Source organism: Bacillus sp. B4EP4a (assembly GCF_006680105.1).
GTDB classification, from domain to species: Bacteria; Bacillota; Bacilli; order Bacillales; family DSM-1321; genus Peribacillus; species Peribacillus simplex_E.
Genome location: NZ_VHIK01000120.1, coordinates 1 through 270, shown reverse-complemented (window position 1 = coordinate 270; position 270 = coordinate 1). Strand labels below are relative to the sequence as shown.

Sequence of the window (270 nt, the reverse complement as noted above, 5' to 3'; positions counted from 1 at the left end):
CCACATTCCGGGGTCCTATTCTCATTAAATCTCCTCAGGAGGCAAATTGAAACATTTGCGCTCCGCCAGCTAACTTCGCTTTTAGGAATGGCATTCTTGAGCCTTCTTTTACTAAGATCTGCACTAATTCCTTTATCGCCGTATCTGCAANTTTTGCAATGTTGATCTGTGCCGATTTAGCGAGTGATGTGTCAGGCAGCATGATATGGGCCAAACCTGCAATTTGTTTTTTTTCATCATAAATCACAACACCAACACACGACCCCAATC

The 270-nt window shown here is 43.1% G+C and carries 1 pseudogene; it reads right to left on the bottom strand.

From position 1 onward, the window contains the following. Window positions 1-37 precede the first annotated feature (37 nt). Window positions 38-270 (bottom strand): annotated as a pseudogene (locus tag FNK51_RS26230) (chemotaxis protein CheD); the annotation flags it as partial.